Source organism: Pseudomonas sp. ASL3 (assembly GCF_056680425.1).
This window is the reverse complement of record NZ_CM155281.1, coordinates 3483247-3498955: the sequence shown is the minus strand read 5'-3', so window position 1 is coordinate 3498955 and position 15709 is coordinate 3483247. Positions and strand designations below refer to the sequence as shown.

The following is a 15709-nucleotide window of genomic DNA, read 5'->3' as shown; positions in this document are numbered from 1 at the left end:
ACATCCCTATCCATTTACCTGTGGCCCACTGTCGCCAGTCCACTAAGCGAGGAAGCTTAGTCCCGAATGTCTGGAGTGGGAAGCCGTACCAAGGGCGGGTGCGACACTTGGTCGCGGAAAAGAAGGGAACTGCCGCTCCCGTAGCGGAAGTGGCAGTCAAGCAGCGTTTGAGGAGAATTCAAGGGGTAGCCAAGGGGCAGCCAAGCTGTAGCCATGTTGCTGAATCGTTATTGCACTTTGACGACTTGTCCCTCAGGTTGAGCATTGTCCTGTGACAGGCTGTAAACATACGCGGCCAACAACTGCACCTTGTCATTGCCCAGCAGGTCGGTCTGCGCCGGCATATGGCCCTGGCGACCATAGCGGATGGTTTGCTGCAATTGGGCCAGGCTGCTGCCGTAGATGAAGCCGCTCGGTTGTGTCAGGTCCGGCGCACCCATCGCTTGCGTGCCATGACCTGCTGCGCCGTGACAGGCTATGCACGTGGTGCTGAACACTTGCTGTCCGGCCTCTATATTGGCGCTGTCATCGGCTGGCAGTGGCAGTCCGGCGAGGGAGTGACGCACATACGCGGCGACATTCTTCACTCCGTCCTCCCCGAGAATCGGGCCCCAGGCTGGCATTGCCGCTATACGGCCGCCCATGATGGTGGTCTTGATGGTGTCGGGGCTGCCGCCCCAGCGCCAGATAGTGTCCGTCAAATTGGGGAAGCCATAGGCGCCCCTGGCATCCGAGCCGTGGCAGACTGCGCAGTTGGAGGCGAACAAACGTCCGCCCATTTTCAGCGCCTGCGGATCTTTGGCGACGTCTTCCAGCGGCATGGCGGCGAATTTGGCGAAAATCGGCCCGAACTTGGCATTGGCCTTGTCCATTTCCTTCTGCCATTCATTGACCCCGGTCCAGCCGTTTTCATAACCCGGGAGGATGCCTTTCCAGTTGCCCAGGCCCGGATACAGGATCAGATAGCCGACCGCGAACACCAGGGTCCCGGCAAACAGCATGAACCACCACTGGGGTAGAGGGTTGTCGTACTCCTCGATGCCGTCGAAGCTGTGGCCCATGGTCTGGTCCGTGCTGCCTTTGGTTTCACCCTTGCGAGTGCTGATCAGCAGCCAGGTCAGGCCGATCAGGGTGCCAATGGTCAGTACGCAGATGTAGGTACTCCAAAACGTGGTCATGGTTGGGTGCTCCGCTCGACAGGTTGTTCTACGACACGTTGTTCTTCAGCGGGGCATGGCAGCGGTTCGTCCGCGAACGGCGCCATGCTTGCTTCGGCGAAGTCCGGGTTGCGTCTGCTGCTGAAGACCCAAAAGGCCAGCCCGATAAATGCGATCGCCACCAACAGCGTGCCAAGACCGCGCAAATCTCCGATATCCATGGCTTACCTCTTATTCTTGATCGCGGTGCCGAGTACCTGCAGGTAGGCAATCAGTGCATCCATCTGGGTTTTGCCCTTGACCGATGCAACTGCCCCGGCGATGTCGTCGTCGGTGTAAGGCACGCCGAGGGTGCGCATGGTTCTGAGCTTGATTTCGGTGTGGCTGCTGTCGACCGGCTCCGTCACCAGCCACGGGTAGCCCGGCATCTTCGATTCCGGCACCACGTTGCGCGGGTTGTACAAATGCGCGCGGTGCCAGTCATCCGAGTAACGCGTGCCGACCCGCGCCAGATCCGGTCCGGTGCGCTTGGAACCCCACAGGAACGGGTGATCCCAGACGCTTTCACCCGCAACCGAGTAGTGGCCGTAGCGCTCGGTTTCAGCACGGAACGGACGGATCATCTGCGAGTGACAGCCGACACATCCGTTGGCGATATAGATGTCGCGGCCTTCGAGTTGCAGCGCGGTGTAGGGCTTCATGCCTTCGACCGGTTTGTTGGTCACGTCCTGAAAGAACAGCGGCACGATTTGCGTCAGACCACCGACGCTCACGGCCAGGACCATCAACAGCATCAGTAGGCCGACGTTTTTTTCGATCACTTCATGTTTCATGGCGAACTCCTCAGGCCATCTGCGCAGCGGCGGCGGCTTCGGCAGGCTCGGAGGCCAGCACGGTACGCCAGGTGTTGTAGGCCATCAGCAACATGCCGCTGAAGAAGATCGCGCCGCCTATCAACCGCACGACATAGCCGGGATGGCTGGCCACCAGGGTTTCGACGAACGAGTAAGTCAGCGTGCCGTCCTCGTTGATTGCGCGCCACATCAGGCCCTGGGCAATGCCGTTGACCCACATCGAGGCGATGTACAACACGGTGCCAATCGTCGCCAGCCAAAAGTGCGCGTTGATCAGGCCCATGCTGTGCATCTGCAGACGACCGAAGATTCTCGGGATCATGTGGTACAGCGCGCCGATGGAAATCATCGCCACCCAGCCAAGCGCGCCGGCGTGGACATGGCCGATGGTCCAATCGGTGTAGTGGGAGAGGGCGTTGACGGTCTTGATCGCCATCATCGGACCTTCGAAGGTCGACATGCCGTAGAACGCCAGGGACACCACCAGGAATCGCAGGATCGGATCGCTGCGCAACTTATGCCAGGCCCCCGAGAGGGTCATCATGCCGTTGATCATGCCGCCCCAGCTCGGTGCCAGCAGAATCAGTGACATCACCATGCCCAGCGACTGCGCCCAGTCCGGCAGCGCGGTGTAGTGCAAGTGGTGCGGGCCGGCCCAGATATACAGGGTAATCAGTGCCCAGAAGTGCACGATCGACAGCCGATAGGAATACACCGGACGTTCGGCTTGCTTGGGCACGAAGTAGTACATCATCCCCAGGAACCCCGCCGTGAGGAAAAAGCCCACCGCGTTGTGCCCATACCACCACTGCACCATGGCGTCGGTCGCCCCGGAATACACCGAGTAGGACTTGGTCAGACTGATCGGGATTTCGAGGTTGTTGACGATATGCAGAACCGCCACGGTGAGGATGAAGGCACCGAAGAACCAGTTGCCGACGTAGATATGCTTGGTGGTGCGCTTCTTCAGCGTGCCGAAGAACACCACGGCGTAAGCGACCCAGACAATGGTGATCAGAATGTCGATCGGCCATTCCAGCTCGGCGTATTCCTTGGAACTGGTGTAGCCCAGCGGCAAGGTGATGGCAGCCAACACAATCACCAATTGCCAGGCCCAGAAGGTGAAGGCCGCCAGTCTTGGCGCGAACAACCGGGTCTGGCAGGTGCGCTGCACCGAGTAGTAGGAGGCGGCGAACAGCGCGCAGCCGCCGAAAGCGAAGATCACCGCATTGGTGTGCAGTGGACGCAAACGACCGAACGAGGTCCAGGGTAAGTTGAAGTTGAGTTCAGGCCAAACCAATTGCGCGGCGATGAAAACACCGAGCCCCATTCCGACGATGCCCCACACCACCGTCATAATGGCGAATTGGCGGACCACCTTATAGTTGTAGGCGGTACTGTTTGTTGAGTTCATTTAAGTGTGTTCCCATCTTGCCTGGCCCGGATGAGCTCCGGGTCATAGCGCCGAGTTATAGGCAGACTGATCAAAAGCGAGGCAAGCATGAGCAAAGGGCAAGGGGCCGGTATTGACGGGGATCAATGTGCGCAATTGGCACACACCCACGGCTGGATATGGAATCCGACGCAGAAACGGGGTGAAGGCACTCCGCCGACTCTGATTCTGGCCCATGGCGCGGGCGCCCCCATGGACAGCGACTTCATGAACGACATGGCTGCACGCCTTACCGCACGGGGTGTCAACATCCTGCGCTTCGAATTCCCCTACATGGCCCAACGCCGCATCGACGGCACCAGACGTCCGCCCAATCCGCAAGCTCAACTGCTTGACTGCTGGCGGCAGGTCTACGCCCAGGTGCGACCACAGGTCGCTGGGCGCCTGGCCATCGGCGGAAAATCCATGGGTGGGCGGATGGCCAGTCAGTTAGCCGATGAGTTGGAAGTGGATGCGCTGGTCTGCCTCGGCTATCCGTTCTATGCCATCGGCAAACCGCATAAGGCACGGGTGGCGCATCTGGTTGAGTTGAAGACGCCGACGTTGATCGTGCAGGGGGAATGGGATCCGATGGGGAATCGCCTGACGGTGGACGGTTACACGCTATCTGCGGCGATAGAGGTGTGTTGGCTGGCGTCGGGTAACCATGATTTGAAGCCGCTGAAAGCGTCTGGGTTGACCCATGCGCAGCATCTGGATACTGCGGTGGAAAAGATAATTGAGTTTGTTTCCTGAATGAGGAGCGTCGATATTTGAAAGAAGTAGGACATTACCCTTATGGGTAATGTCCTACCAAACGGGTTTATGAAGTTTTACTTCCGGATGCCCAGGCAGTGGTGATGCATGGTTTTGAGGTTGATGACGTCTCCTCCGTTATGCATGACAAACACGTAGGCATTACCGAATGAGTCGCTGTTGCCGGGTTTGACCTCTCGATTCGTCCAGAAGCTGGAGTTCCAGCCCAATACCGCATCGACAGCAGGGTTTTCACCCGCGTAAGTGTTGTAGACAGTGCGCATGTCCTCAGGGCTTACGGAGTGGGCATTGCTGGCGTTGCAAAAGTTTATGTAGCCTCTGTAGTTCCGAGGCGAGTTATCCAATTGGAAAAACACCCGCGCGCCAGAAGTAACAAGTGTATAGCTGGCTGTCGCCCCCTTCGAATCCGTGACGCTGATGGTCGTGGTGCCATTGCCCGCCATAGTCACCTGGCCGCTGGCTTCCTCAACCACTGCACAAGCCTTGTTGCTGGAACTGTAGGTATAAGGCGGAACACCCCCCGTCGCCACACGGGTATACACCGCATTGGCAGGTGGTGACTTCGGTGGTCGCCCTTCAGCAACCACATAACCCGGCACTGCAAGCGAATGATCGCCGCCAAAATCCAACGGTGGGGTGAGTGCTTGCACGTTGAACCTGTTCGCAGCGGATTCGACAGGCGCAGCGTTCCCACGTGTGACCGCATAAGTGACCGCAGCCGAGCCGCCAGCGCTGCCCACTGCGACTGAATTGGGCACCGTGAAGTCGATAGGCTCGGCGGCGCTGACCACCTGCGGCGCTGTGGTATGCGCCTGTCCGCCCGCCCATTTCACGATAATGCTGTCCTTGCCAGCCATGCCGGTGTAACGCGGGACGGTGACGGTTACGCCGGTTTCGGGGACGGTTTCAGGGACTAAAACGTCGTCGATAACACCCAGGACTAGCGGCTTTTCCAGATTGGATAGACCGGCGGTGACCAGGAGTTCGAGTACGCCTGAACTTTGATCGCCGCCCGTGGCGCGTTTTACGTCATAGGAGATGCTGACCTTATTCCCGACATTCGCAGTGACCAATGCGCTGGCAAAGATCACCGTCAGCTCTTTACCCGCTTGGTCGCCAGCGATGTTTTTCTCTTTGGTATCGCTCCCGCCTGCGCCCTTCCAGAAAACAGAAACGACATCGCTTGCTTTCAAGTTGGCGCTGGCACCGATCACCACTGTTGCGCCATTTGTGGTGTCGGCAGGGTCAAGTGTGCCGTCGGGCTTGGCTTCCTTGACGGTGGGGTCGGGTAGGGGAGTGATCACCGACTCTCCGATCTTGAGCGGCAATTTGTTCGAAGTGAACGTGCGATTTCCCCGTTCGACTTCGTACCAAACATCGACGCTGCCATTGAGGTTAGCGTCGACGTATTGCTTTTTGACTCGGAAGACTACTTCTTTGTCTACGTTGCCGCTGTTGAGCGTGGTGTGTGTGCTGTACACCCCGTCAGGTGCTCGGCCATCCCAGTGCAGCGTCACTTTATCCAGCGGAGCCATACCGGTATAAGGCTGGATGCGAACCACCGCTTCAAGCACGATATCGGCTGGGTCGAGGACACCATCGGCGTTCGCATGATCGACAGCGGGCGCGGGCAACAAGGTTCCGCCGCCAGTGCTCACCGGCACATGCAAAGAAGGTGATTTGAAGAACGCCCGGGCAAAAGTAGTGACCGTGTAATACAGCTCAAGTGAGCCGCCAGCCAGGGCGCTGACTTTATCGTCCGGGATCAAGAACTCCAGCGTTTGCCCAACGTCATCATGGTTGAGATTCTTCACCTCCTCATGAATCACGTTGGCGCCGCCGGCTGTTTTGCCCATCCACACAAGTGTTACGTCGTTGCCGTCTGCCATGAAGTAATAGGCTGGCACCTGCGCAACGACATTGTGCGAGGCTGGGTCGAGCACGCCGTTGTTCTGCTCGGCGGCAGGCAGTTTCGGTGGCGCAAGGACTTGGGCTTCACCCACGATTTTCAGAGGCAGGCTCTTGGAACGTTGCTCTTCACCGGATGCTTTTTTTACGGTGTATTTGAGCCGCGCCCGGCCTTGAGCAATCGGCTCGAATTGCTCGTTGGGAATCAAGAACTCCACAAATCCAATCGATGTGCCTACTGGTTTCGTAGTGACATAGGGTTCCAGCCCCATCCCTTCAGCAGTATTGCGCTCTACGGTGAGGGTGATGTCGTCGGTGGAGTCAATATCCGTGTACGACAGCACCAGTGCCTGAACATCTGCGCCGGCGAGCGTTTCCAGATTCAGCTCCATATTGGCGGCTTGGGGTACGACGGGAGCGGGCAGGGTCGAGTTACCGGCTTCGACTTCGACATAGGTCGGGAGAGACCAACGTGACCAATTGTTGACGACGTCGCGGATCTCATAGCGTACTTCCAGCATATCGGAGTCGCCAGCGGCGTCGATCACTTCTTTAGGCACAGGCAGTACGACCGGGTGGCCAACTTCATCTTGCGTTTTTAATTCGTACCGGATGAATTCACCGTGCCACGAGAGGGTGATCTTGTCGCCGACTTCCATGTTTTTATAAGGATCGATGGTGACGCTGACACCTTCAGGGGAACTGATAATGCCTGGAGGCATGATGGTGGCGTTGGCCAACGCTTCGTTTTCCCACGGCGTTGAAGGGTTGGTGTCCGTTCCGCCTGGGAGTGTCAGTTTGACCCTGATCGTTGCCAGCGACGATTCATTTTGTCCACCACCAATAGGTTCGGTGACTTTATAAAACAGCGTTATCTGTTCGGGATGAATGTATTGTTGATCCAGTGCCAGCACGATGTATGACGGCGTTTCGGGGGGTAAGTCATCTTCTTTAATCGTGTAGCTGACGACACGAATATCATCGCAATACAAATCGATAATATCGCCCACGGCCATGAGGGTATATGGGCCAACTCGGACGGATAATGGGACTTTAGGGTCCAGTGTGTCTGCATAGCCAATACCGCTGGGGTCATGCAGGTTTTGCATGGCGGGTGCGGGAAGAAGTGCCTTAGTGAGATTGTTCATGTTGGATGTCCTGTTTGTTATTGTCTGGATGGCGAGCCTATAAAGACTCGCCTGTTTCATTTATTAACAACCTTCGCCGGGAATGGCCATGCGAATAAGAACGTCGGTGGTTCGAGAGTTAACCGGGCCCTGCGGACCGTCTACTTTGTAATAGGCTTCAGCACGACCCGTACAAATAAGGCGCAACTTATTGTTTGGAACACGGAAGCTATAGCCGTTAACCATTTCGCCCTCATCCAACGTATGGGTTTCTTCAATGCTGGCTCCCGGTACGGGAGTGCTGCCGTTGGCCGCGTTATAGCCATGGAAGACCACTGTGACTCGCGGGTATTTATCGATATTTTCATAAGGGGCAATGAAAATAGGCGTGCCATCCGGGTTCTGAATGGGACCAATGGCGTTGTATTCATTTGCGTTGGTAAATACTGGCCCGGTCAATCCATCCTCGCCACCGGGTAAGTCACCTTCAGATCTGACGGCAACGGACTGCGAAAACGACTTCGAGGTATTGGGATTACCCGCGTGGGTAACGGTGTAGTAAACCTTGATGTCTTCACCCGATCCTTCGTCTTTCATCAAATCATTGGGAATCGTCAGTATCAGGTCTTTATCCAAGTCAACGGATCTGATCGAGAAATCGATCGGTGTGGGTTGAGAACCCCAAAACAAATGAATCTCATCACTGATAACGAACTCATCTTTCCAGCCAATAATGGCCTTGGCCTCAAGCAGGAAGTCATCTTCATCAATGACGTTATCGTCGTTATTTGGATTGCCGCTGGTGCCGCGGATAATAGGTAGATCAAGGCCCTCGTTTTCTGGAGTTTCCGGATCAGGATCCTGTGGCCCCGGCAATTTCAGGTTGACGTTGACGGAAAGCTCCAGTGAACTGCCGATCAACACATTATTGCGTCGTACTTCATAGCGTAGCGCCACTTCACCATCCTCAGACAGTGCAATAGTCGAGTAACGGACGTTGATACTGAAAATCGGATTCTCGGTTTCATCCCCGTCCTTGACCTCCGCCTCGGGCAGCGCAATGGCGCCCCAATACAACGTGATTTTGTCCCCCACCTGCACATCATTGGAGTACTGCGGGATATCCACGGCAACGGAGGCGCGCGCATCGGCATCATCAATGAGCCCGTCATCGGCTTGAGCGCAGATCGGTGCCGGGAAGTCTTCTGGAATGGGCTGCAAGAACAGACGGAAAGTCTTCGTTTGCGACTTGATCGATATGTTGCCAGCACGGTCGGTAACAATGAAGTGAACAGGTTCGGTGACATCGCCGACCTCTTCCAGAAAGGCACGGGTAAAGTCGATCATTACTCGATCCAGGGTCACTTCGGTTTCAACGACTGTATGTTCCGGCCCTGTTTTGGTACCCCAGAATGTCTGGATATGATCGCCCCACGCCATACCGGCATAGCCAGGAACTTCAGCGGTGAGCACATCACCCAGTTCGGTCAGCTCGGCCGAGGTCAGTACGCCGTCGTTAACGACAGACGGGAAAATCATCGCGGCCAAGAGGCTTCCACCGGGAGGTGTTCTATCAACGATAAGAGGGTTGCTGTCCGATTTATTACCTGCGCCACCACTGACGTTGGTGGCCAGATAAGCGACTTTATAGGTGCCATCGTTTAGCAACAGAGCCGCAGGGATGTCGAGGGTCAGTGGAGTGCCTGGTCCATCGTCGGTGCCAATGGTTTTTTCTGTTCCGACAAGCACGTCATTCCAGAGCAATTGGTAGGTATCGCCCGGCAAGGCTTCGTCCCACGCCACCAAAGTGGCAATGATCGGTTGTTCAAGGTCTTCGAGTGTCAGCAATCCATCGATTGGATCGGCCAAGGGCATTACCGGTGCAGCCAGGGCGCGAGGGCCACTTCCTTTACGACGAGTGACCAATGAGCGTTTGCGTGAATTACACATAAGGTGATTCTCCATAATGAAGGCGACATGAACGGTCTATGTGTCTGCCGCCTTTGTAAAAGGCAATAAGAAGCCGGCAACTTTTTTGACTGAAAAAGTTGATGTATTGGCTGCAAATGCCGTGTGTGGGTGCAATGTGGATAGGGCGTTAGCTCTATCTTTTATCGAACTAATCGCAAACGCGATTGGGTGTCAATAGGGTGGTAGATAAATATTTTGTTTGTGGGAAACGTATTACAAGAGTGGCGCCTCGATAGGAATTATTTCGTTTCAAGAAATAATAGGTGTCAGCAATAGAACCTGAAAGGGACGTTGCTGACGCTGATTACTCGACAGAGCATTTGCCCCATCTGCAAACGACCTAATCGTGGTGCAGATGCGGTGTCAAGGGTGGTGGTTAATAAATATTGTTTTTTACATGTCCGCCGTTAGATGGTCCGTGCCATGTAAAGCGTCTGTAGGAAAAGAAGTCATTTTATTGGGAAATTGCCTACGCCACGAAAGGAGCGTGGGGGATAGGACGAGGAAAGCGGTTTTGGAGAATAGCCATTCTGATTTTCAGCATGGAGTATGGATATTGAAAGCTAAGAGTAATACGCCCCGAAATCGCCTCGCTTTAAACGTAATAGGGGTTTCGGTTGGAATATCGTTGAGCGGGGTAGCAAGTGCGGATCTTGTAACGATTATTGGTGGGGTAACGGATGTAAATGAATCGACCGGCCATAATTATGAGGTGAGTGGTAACGCTACGTTAAATATCAATAATGCTGATGTTGGAAGGATCGTCGCACGTGAATCTACGATCAATATTGATGGTGGATCTGTAAGTGCTGGTATATCGGGTGAGACTGGACTCAATCTATCTGCTAGCGTGCTAAAGGCGGATAGAATAATCATCAGTTCGGCGGGTACCGGATTGGCTCTTCAGTCAAGTGGAGTGGGACCGACTATTGCCGGGTCTGCCGCTGAACTCAGCAATAGCAAAATTTTTGGCGTTGGCATCGGAGTGTTGGTTGGTAATTCAAGTACCGCGATGATGAGCAATACCGAAGTTGTAAGTGAGTCTAATGCCAATGGTAAAGGCATTGGGCTTGATATAAGGGAGGCAGATGTGATTGTCACGAACGGCAGTGTTGTCCGCGGCGATAGTGTGGGTGTATCGATCTCATCGACTGGATATATTCCACGGAGCGTTGGTGAGTTTGATGCAAGCACATTCATACTTGATGGCTCTACTGTTGAGAGTGTCAACGGGCCGGCTATTCAGGTCGTTCCTTATTCGAAGTGGGACGACGCCATCGCCAATATCACCGTACAAAACAACTCAACCCTCCTGACCGGTAACGGCAACTTGCTGGAGGTCCAAGGGCATAGCATCGCCAACTTCACCGTCGACCACAGCACCCTCAACGGCAACCTCGTCGCCGATGACACCAGCACGATGAATGTCACGCTGCAGAACGGCGCGCAGCTGACTGGCAACATCGTCAATGGAAACAATCTGACGATCAACTCCGGCGCGCAGTGGCAGATGGTTGGTGATAGCGCGGTCAAGACGCTGAACCTCAACGGCGGCGGGGTGAGCTTTGGTGCGGACGGGTTTCATACGTTGTCGCTGGGGGAGTTGTCCGGTCGCGGTACATTTGCCATGAACATCGATCTGGACGTCGGTGCCGGCGACCTGCTGGAGGTCAACGGGCAGGCCAATGGTGACTTCACGCTGGATATTCAAAACACGGGCGTTGAGACCGTGTCGCCGGATATTCAGCCATTACAGGTGGTGCATACCGAGGGCGGGGATGCGCAGTTCAGTCTGCTGGGTAGCCGGGTGGATTTGGGGGCGTACTCCTATCTGCTGGAACAGCAGGGCAATGACTGGTTCATCGTCGGCGATGGCAAAACCACCAGCCCCTCGACGAACAGTGCGCTGGCCTTGTTCAACGCAGCGCCGAATATCTGGATGAGCGAGCTGTCGACCCTGCGCAGTCGTATGGGCGAAGTGCGTGGTAGCGGTCAGGGCGGGGGCTGGATTCGTGCTTATGGCAATCGCTTCAATGCGACCACGGGGGCGGGAATCGATTACAAGCAGCGGCAAAACGGCTTTTCGTTCGGTGCGGATGCTCCGGTTCCGGTGAGTAACGGTCAGTTGCTGGTCGGTATGCTCGGCGGCTATAGCAAGTCTGATCTGGATTTGAGTCGCGGTACGTCGGGCGACGTTGACAGTTACTACGTTGGTTTGTACAGCACCTGGTTGTCAGAGGAGGGTTACTACCTCGATGGTGTGCTCAAGCTCAACAAGTTCCACAACGAGTCCAAGGTGGCCATGAGCGACGACACCAAGGCCAAGGGAAATTACAAAAATACCGGGGTCGGTGGTTCGGTGGAGTTCGGCAAACACATCAAACTGGCCGATGACTACTTCGTCGAGCCCTTCGCGCAGATGGCCGCCGTGCTGGTTCAGGGCGACCATTACACCCTGGACAACGGGCTGGAGGCGAAGAACGACCGTACTCAGTCAGTACTGGGCAAGGTCGGTACTTCGGTCGGCCGCAATATCGCGCTCAAGGACGGCGGAGTGCTCCAGCCTTACCTGCGTGCGGCAGTTGCTCACGAGTTCGCCCGCAGCAACGAGGTGAGGGTTAACGACACTCGTTTCAATAACGACCTGTTCGGGTCGCGTGCCGAGTTGGGGGCTGGTGTGGCGGTGTCGCTGTCGAAGAACCTGCAGGTTCACGCCGACTTCGATTACATGAAGGGTGATAACGTCGAGCAGCCGTGGGGGGCGAATGTTGGCGTGCGGTTTGCGTTTTGATGGGTTGAAACCAACCGCTTCGCTGTTCTGAAGCCGCACCCTAAAAACCCCCGGTGATCGCTCGCCGGGGGCTTTCCTTATGTCGTCAAAGTGGCGCGCGCCGCTGCTGCTTGCGCCTGATGGATCGTCTCCGCTTACGCTGTTTTTCACTGGAGGTGTAACAGTTAGGTACATTGGCATGTAGGATCGCTGAAGTACCGATCCGTTGACCATTGCGATACACGTCGTAACACACTTTGACGTTGCCTTGCGGAAGATGTGCTTCAGGGGTGTGTACGGCCCATTCTGTCCCGATTATCGGCTGGTTGATATTTTCCTCATTCACGGTTTGGGCTGGATAGACTCTGCTGCCCCAAAGCAGTTTGAATTCATCGCCGAGATTCAACTGGGAAGAGCCAGGTATCAGTACCTTCATGCCGGCGATCACCTGCTCCCGGGTAATCGACGCAGGATCGACCGCTTCTAATGAGGGCGCTTCCAGAGGATCAGAAATCAGGGCCGGGAGCGTGCCCTCGACGAGATTTTCAGCCGGGAAGGGGTGGGCGTACTTAAGCGCCAGCTCCTCGGTTGATGAGTTCTCTTTGGCGCAACCCGGAGGCTCTGCCGGTAACTGGGGGCCAGTGGGTGCGCCGGGTTTGCTTGGACTGTCTCGCCGAGCCGGACGATTACCCTTCGTCGTAAGCTTTTTCGGCTTGAAGGGAGGAGAGCCAGGCGGATGCTGATCATCCATATTCAATACTCCTTACTGTTCGGACGTAAATGTTGATAGTGCTGCAACATCAAATTTATAAGCTGCAATGGTGATTTATGCCTGAAAAATTACATTGCTGTGTGTGACCGGGCGATGGCCCTTGCTGTAAGGTTACACTGTTGTTGCGGGATTTTCGCCATGGATATTGTAGTAAGAAAAATTGATGCGGTTTGTGAGTAGTTGGTTTTAGGTGGAGGCGAGGTTACGTAATAGTATGTGCGTGGGCTTGTCAAGGCTGACTGTTTCGTTGGGTAGGTCGCTAAGGTGTGAGTGTAAGTGTTGTAGGAGTTAACTTACAAATATTGGTTAATTCCTACGAGCATAAAGGAAGGTGCTTATGGCAGGTGAAAAACAAAGCCCCGGCGAGTGAGTCGCCAGGGCTTTGTTAGGTGGGGTTACAAGGAGCTGTCTTATAGTTGCAGTGTTAAGTTCACGCGCTGCGATGGGATCGATGTGTTGCCTGCACGGTCGGTGACCAAGTAACCAATTGTTACTTCATCGCTATCCAGCGTTTGCAGGAATGAGCGCTCGAACTGGATGTGTACGGGTGAGGTCGTCAGGTTCTCCGCTTGTACGGTGAGGGTTGGGCCCTGAGTGTCGTTGCACAGGGTTTGGATGATGTCGCCTGCTTGCATGCCGGCGTAGCCAGGAACCATGCCCGTCAGGGTTTCGCCCAAGGTGACGTTCGGGAACATCATGGGGGCGAGCAGGGTTGCGCCGGGTGGGGTGCGGTCTACGTGGATTGTCGTCATCGCGGAGTCAGTTGGCATGTTACCGGGAAAGGTCGTCGTACGATAACCGACAGTGTAAGCGCCATCCACTTTGAGCTGAGTGGCCACGGAAATTACCAAACTTAGTTCGGTCCCTTCTTCAGGCACTGGATTCGGCAAGCTTTCCAAGTTGCCAACGAGTTGGCCGTTCAGTAGCAATTGATAAGTGTCGCGTTCTTTTGCCCCATACCAGACAGGAAGGTGGATGACGACATCGCTCTCAAGGTCTACGGTTTTAATAAGACCGTCGGCATCTGCGATGGGTACGGTGGGTGCAATCAATCCGAATTGACGTTCATTGTTCATTTTTCGATTTCCTTCTGACATAGGTAAGCCAATTTCATGTGGCGTGGGTCCTAGGTCGTTAATGGTTGATTTTGTCAGGCAGAAGAATCTGATAGCCACTGTTGAGGTGGCTGTCAGGTATTTCCCTACCTTTAAATCAACTAATAGAATCGAGAGAAAACCGTCAACTATCCGAAAGTGACTATCCGTTTGTGTAGGCGGTCGGCGCCTGCTCGAATGTTACAAAACTTATCCAATAAAAAACCCCAACAAACCAAGTCTGTCGGGGTCTCTTTTAAAACTAACACCTGTTACCGATTAAACCGCTCCACCAACGAGTACTGAGTATGCGCAGTGCTGGTCAGTTCTTCGCTCAGCAGCGCCGAGCGGCGGGCTTCGTCGGAGGTTTTATCGGCCAGTTGAGCGATGGTGCTGATGTTGCGGCTGATTTCCTCGGCGACGGCGCTTTGCTCTTCGGTGGCGGCGGCGATTTGGGTGGTCATGTCGGTGATGTTGGCTACCGCTTCGCTGATGCCCACCAGTGCTTTGTCAGCCTCCAGAACCCGGGCGACGCCTTCTTCTGCCTGGCGGTGGCCGGCGTCCATGGTTTGCACGGCGCTGTTGGCGGTTTGTTGCAGTTTGGCGATCAGGCCGTGGATCTGCCCGGTGGATTCAGTGGTGCGTTGCGCCAGTTGGCGAACTTCATCGGCAACCACCGCAAAGCCCCGGCCCATTTCCCCGGCGCGTGCCGCTTCGATGGCGGCATTGAGCGCCAGCAGGTTGGTCTGGTCGGCGATGCCCTTGATCACGTCGACCACGCTACCGATTTCGTTGCTGTCCTTGGCCAGTTGGGTCACGGTCAGGCCGGTTTCGCCAACGGCGGCGGACAGGCGCTGAATTGCTTCGCGGGTTTCGCCGGCGATATCACGACCGCGACGGGTCAATTGGTTGGCTTGTTGGGTGGCATCGGCGGTGCGCTGCACGTGGCTGGCGACTTCCTGAGTGGTGGCGGCCATTTGATTGACGGCGGTGGCCACTTGCTCGGTCTCGACGCGCTGACGCTCAAGCCCGGAGGAGCTGGCGTGGGCGAGGGTGTCGGATTGCCGGGCCTGATCGTTCAGGTGTTCGGCGGTGTCCTGCAAGCGAGTCAGGCAGGTTTTCAGGCGTGCTTCCTGGCTGAGGATCGACATCTCCAGACGCGCTTGCGGCCCGCGGCTGTCGGTGTACATCTGGGCGATCAGTGGGTCCGAGGTGGTTTGCCCGGCCAACTGCAATAGGCGCTTGGTGCCGCGCTGCTGCCAGCTCAAACCGAGCAGCCCCAGTGGCACCGACAGTGCGGCGGCCAGGGCGAAACCCCAGTTGGAGTTCAACCAGGCACCGATCATGAAGCTCAATTGGCTGACCATGATGAACGGCAGCCAATCCTGCAGCACCGGCAACCACTGGTTCCGACGAGGAACCGCTGATTTGCCTTGGTTCACGCGCAGGTACAAGGCTTCCGCGCGACGGATCTGTTCGGTGGTGGGTTTGACCCGCACCGATTCATAGCCCACCACCTGATTCTTCTCGAACATCGGCGTTACATAGGCGTTGACCCAGTAGTGGTCGCCGTTTTTGCAACGATTCTTGACGATCCCCATCCATGGCTGACCCTGCTTGAGGGTGTTCCACATGTGCTCGAAAACCGCTGAGGGCACATCCGGGTGACGGACTGTATTGTGCGGTGCTCGAACCAGTTCCTCCTTGGAGAACCCACAGATCTCGGCGAAGGCCTCGTTGCAATAGGTGATTACACCTTTGGCGTCAGTGGTGGAGATCAACCGCTGATGCGCGGGAAACGTCCGTTCGCGTTGGGTGACAGGCTGGTTATTACGCATGGGCTTTTC

11 protein-coding genes are annotated in these 15709 nt (G+C 55.7%); 2 read left to right on the top strand and 9 right to left on the bottom strand.

The window, feature by feature from the left end; genetic code table 11:
- Positions 1–227: 227 nt before the first annotated feature.
- Genes ccoP through ccoN form a run of 4 tightly spaced genes read right to left on the bottom strand, consistent with a single transcriptional unit; the run spans position 228 to position 3425 of the window.
- Entirely contained in the window at positions 228–1178 is a 951-nt protein-coding gene (gene ccoP / locus AC1MEE_RS16140; RefSeq protein WP_480410607.1) for a cytochrome-c oxidase, cbb3-type subunit III, read from the bottom strand.
- Positions 1175–1378, bottom strand: coding sequence for a cbb3-type cytochrome oxidase subunit 3 (locus tag AC1MEE_RS16135; protein ID WP_480410606.1), 204 nt, complete (start codon positions 1376–1378; stop codon positions 1175–1177). The genes ccoP and AC1MEE_RS16135 overlap by 4 nt, the downstream gene beginning before the upstream one ends.
- A gap of 3 nt (positions 1379–1381) precedes the next feature.
- Entirely contained in the window at positions 1382–1990 is a 609-nt protein-coding gene (gene ccoO / locus AC1MEE_RS16130; protein WP_480410605.1) for a cytochrome-c oxidase, cbb3-type subunit II, read from the bottom strand.
- A 10-nt stretch (positions 1991–2000) separates the two neighbouring features.
- The gene (ccoN, locus tag AC1MEE_RS16125) at positions 2001–3425 is read right to left on the bottom strand and encodes a cytochrome-c oxidase, cbb3-type subunit I (RefSeq protein ID WP_480410604.1); all 1425 of its coding nucleotides are present in this window, start codon (positions 3423–3425) and stop codon (positions 2001–2003) included.
- Between the two features lie 87 nt (positions 3426–3512).
- On the opposite strand from ccoN, the gene AC1MEE_RS16120 reads away from it, so the two are divergent.
- Complete coding sequence (locus AC1MEE_RS16120; protein WP_480410603.1) at positions 3513–4199, top strand: alpha/beta family hydrolase; 687 nt, start codon at positions 3513–3515, stop codon at positions 4197–4199.
- Between the two features lie 77 nt (positions 4200–4276).
- On the opposite strand, the gene AC1MEE_RS16115 is transcribed toward AC1MEE_RS16120, so the two are convergent.
- Both AC1MEE_RS16115 and AC1MEE_RS16110 read right to left on the bottom strand, forming a co-directional pair.
- Positions 4277–7276, bottom strand: a complete 3000-nt coding sequence (locus AC1MEE_RS16115) for a hypothetical protein (RefSeq protein WP_480410602.1) — start codon at positions 7274–7276, stop codon at positions 4277–4279.
- Between the two features lie 63 nt (positions 7277–7339).
- Complete coding sequence (locus tag AC1MEE_RS16110; RefSeq protein WP_480410601.1) at positions 7340–9205, bottom strand: hypothetical protein; 1866 nt, start codon at positions 9203–9205, stop codon at positions 7340–7342.
- A 1111-nt stretch (positions 9206–10316) separates the two neighbouring features.
- On the opposite strand from AC1MEE_RS16110, the gene AC1MEE_RS16105 reads away from it, so the two are divergent.
- A complete protein-coding gene (locus AC1MEE_RS16105) occupies positions 10317–12017 on the top strand; it encodes an autotransporter outer membrane beta-barrel domain-containing protein (RefSeq protein ID WP_480410600.1) in 1701 nt (566 codons plus the stop codon).
- 85 nt (positions 12018–12102) lie between these two features.
- On the opposite strand, the gene AC1MEE_RS16100 is transcribed toward AC1MEE_RS16105, so the two are convergent.
- The 3 genes from AC1MEE_RS16100 to AC1MEE_RS16090 all read right to left on the bottom strand — a co-directional run bounded on the left by AC1MEE_RS16100 (position 12103) and on the right by AC1MEE_RS16090 (position 15700).
- Positions 12103–12747 carry a hypothetical protein gene (locus tag AC1MEE_RS16100; protein WP_480410599.1) on the bottom strand — a complete coding sequence of 215 codons (645 nt, stop codon included), beginning with the start codon at positions 12745–12747 and terminating at the stop codon, positions 12103–12105.
- A gap of 431 nt (positions 12748–13178) precedes the next feature.
- The gene (locus tag AC1MEE_RS16095) at positions 13179–13844 is read right to left on the bottom strand and encodes a hypothetical protein (protein ID WP_480410598.1); all 666 of its coding nucleotides are present in this window, start codon (positions 13842–13844) and stop codon (positions 13179–13181) included.
- 290 nt (positions 13845–14134) lie between these two features.
- A complete protein-coding gene (locus AC1MEE_RS16090) occupies positions 14135–15700 on the bottom strand; it encodes a methyl-accepting chemotaxis protein (RefSeq protein ID WP_480410597.1) in 1566 nt (521 codons plus the stop codon).
- Positions 15701–15709 lie beyond the last annotated feature (9 nt).

Coding starts and splice junctions, on each gene's coding strand:
- AC1MEE_RS16110 (WP_480410601.1), bottom strand. CDS start 9,205: ATGTGTAATTCACGCAAACGCTCATTGGTCACTCGTCGTAAAGGAAGT.
- AC1MEE_RS16100 (WP_480410599.1), bottom strand. CDS start 12,747: ATGGATGATCAGCATCCGCCTGGCTCTCCTCCCTTCAAGCCGAAAAAG.
- ccoO (WP_480410605.1), bottom strand. CDS start 1,990: ATGAAACATGAAGTGATCGAAAAAAACGTCGGCCTACTGATGCTGTTG.
- ccoN (WP_480410604.1), bottom strand. CDS start 3,425: ATGAACTCAACAAACAGTACCGCCTACAACTATAAGGTGGTCCGCCAA.
- AC1MEE_RS16095 (WP_480410598.1), bottom strand. CDS start 13,844: ATGAACAATGAACGTCAATTCGGATTGATTGCACCCACCGTACCCATC.
- AC1MEE_RS16120 (WP_480410603.1), top strand. CDS start 3,513: ATGAGCAAAGGGCAAGGGGCCGGTATTGACGGGGATCAATGTGCGCAA.
- AC1MEE_RS16090 (WP_480410597.1), bottom strand. CDS start 15,700: ATGCGTAATAACCAGCCTGTCACCCAACGCGAACGGACGTTTCCCGCG.
- AC1MEE_RS16135 (WP_480410606.1), bottom strand. CDS start 1,378: ATGGATATCGGAGATTTGCGCGGTCTTGGCACGCTGTTGGTGGCGATC.
- AC1MEE_RS16115 (WP_480410602.1), bottom strand. CDS start 7,276: ATGAACAATCTCACTAAGGCACTTCTTCCCGCACCCGCCATGCAAAAC.
- ccoP (WP_480410607.1), bottom strand. CDS start 1,178: ATGACCACGTTTTGGAGTACCTACATCTGCGTACTGACCATTGGCACC.